This window comes from Geobacillus sp. LYN3, assembly GCF_003064505.1.
GTDB classification, from domain to species: Bacteria; Bacillota; Bacilli; order Bacillales; family Anoxybacillaceae; genus Parageobacillus_B; species Parageobacillus_B toebii.
Genome location: NZ_QCWL01000011.1, coordinates 1 through 2,090 on the forward strand (window position 1 = coordinate 1; position 2,090 = coordinate 2,090).

The 2,090-nt window shown below is 41.5% G+C and carries 1 protein-coding gene; it reads left to right on the forward strand.

Annotation, left to right across the window (positions count from 1 at the left end; translation table 11 throughout):
* Nucleotides 1-167: 167 nt before the first annotated feature.
* The coding region (locus DCC82_RS18610; RefSeq protein ID WP_286171366.1) for an SEC-C metal-binding domain-containing protein at nt 168-2,090 on the forward strand (1,923 nt) is incomplete at its 3' end.

Here is a 2,090-nt window from a genome sequence, read left to right on the forward strand (position 1 = left end):
GAAGCAGTCAAACTTCTTTGGAAGCCCCCACTTCAAATTTTCGCTAGAAATTAAGTGGGGGTAGTTCACTTGTCTAAAAGACACGTCTCAACAGTTATAATATGATTGTTGCTTATTTACTAATGGATGCTTCTTATTTTTTAAAAATGATGATAAGGAGAAAAGAAATGAAAGTAGGAAGAAACGATCCTTGCCCTTGTGGAAGCGGGAAAAAGTATAAAAAGTGTTGTATGAAAAAGGATGCTGTTGTAGAAATCCGAAAAGTGAGGGAGGAGCGCTTTTTTCAATTAAAAAATGAGTTATCGGAAGAAATTTACCAATTTTTAGAGCGGTCGTTGCCTTTTTCGGAAAAACTGCGCGCGGAAACAGTGTTCGATCAAAAAATAAACTCAACACAAAATGGTGATATGTTTGGACCTTTGTTTCGTCTTTGGTATTTATTTTTCCATCGATTTGACAACGGATTGCGCGGAGTCGAATGGTTTTATCAAGAGAAAAAAACTGGTTTAAAGGCGGAGAAAGCGCGATTGCTTGAAACATGGGTATCACTTGTCCCACGCCTTATTCAAATTGTAGATATGGATGACAATGGAATAACGGTGGAAGATGCGTTTACGCACGAACGGTTTCATATGCCGTTTTGTGAAACGATGAGTAAGCCTATTCCGTGGGGAGGAACGTTTTGTCTGCTTGAGCCATTCGGCGAAGGTTATTATGTTCATGGTGTGGCAATTATTGAAGGACCACGTGGAGTCAAGCGCGCATATGCAAAGATCAACGAATTGATGTCAGAAACGAGACAATCATATGAACAAATCGCGATGACCTGCTTTTTAGAAATTGTGAATGAATTAATGGATCCGTATGATTTTCGGCATCGCGAAATGACAAAAATTGATGAAGTGACATTGCATTATGAAGTGGATGATGGAAAAAAGCTGGTTCATTCTTTAGAAAAACAAGACGTCGTTATCGTGGATGAACAGAAAGGAAAAATAACAAAGTTAAGTTTTGCCGGCAAACAGTATATATATGAGGACAATCTAGCTTCAAGTCCGGTGTATATGCGCGAAGTGTTAGGATTTATAGAAATCAATAAACACCACCTAAAGTTTGTGACTTTTTTGCCAGATGCGGTGGAATCATTTATAAAAGTGATGGAGAAAGCGGGATCTGTTGCCCGTTTTATCAAAAAAACGGTACGCAAATTGGACGCGCCGAAAAACGTCGAATTTCGCTCTTATGCGATGCAGTTAGGAGAAAATGTACCGCTTTATTTTGGCGCACTGGCGAATCAGACGCTAGATATTTACCAGTCATTGCACACTCCGCAAGAGGAATGGGACGGGAAAACCGTGATGCAAATGGTGGAACAAGGGAAAAAAGAAGAAGTCGAGCGATGGCTGCAAGAACGCGAGTATATTAGTTTTATGAACGCCGAGCGTCTAGAATGTCCGGTTACGGTTGATTTTAATACGATTCGCCGGAAGTTTGGTCTTCCTTTATCTCCATTTGTCACGTTAGGGGAAAAACGACAAACGCGATTGCTGGAGAAGCAGCGAACAGACGAAATGGAACAATACGAGCAATATGACATGCCGCTTGAATGGATGGATTCCTTCTTTGGTAAAGATATAGCGGAGTTTTTTATCGAAAAAACGAGAGGAAAATCAGAAGCGACCGTATCGAAATATCGAACCGGCCTATCCATTATCGCGCAATATTTGCTAGAATCTCAGCTTTCATCTTGGACAAGCATCACAAAAGACCATTGGCGCCAATGCATCGTCTATCATTATTTAGAAACAAACGGTGATGTGAGCATCAATCAAGCGAAGTCGTTTTTCAGCACGGCAAAAGCGCTGGCAAAGTGGATTGACGCGCGATATGGAACGAATCATGCCCCAACGGTTCGCTCCATCATTCAAGAAGTGGAAGAAGAAATATATGATGCGATTCGCTTGCTCGATTTATACGTTCCGTATGCGGCGCGAAAATATCATGATTGGCTGCAGGAGATCGGAAGAGTGGCAATCGAAAACGCATTGGAGGATCGCCAGGTAAGCGGCCTGTTTCAAGTCACCGCTGTT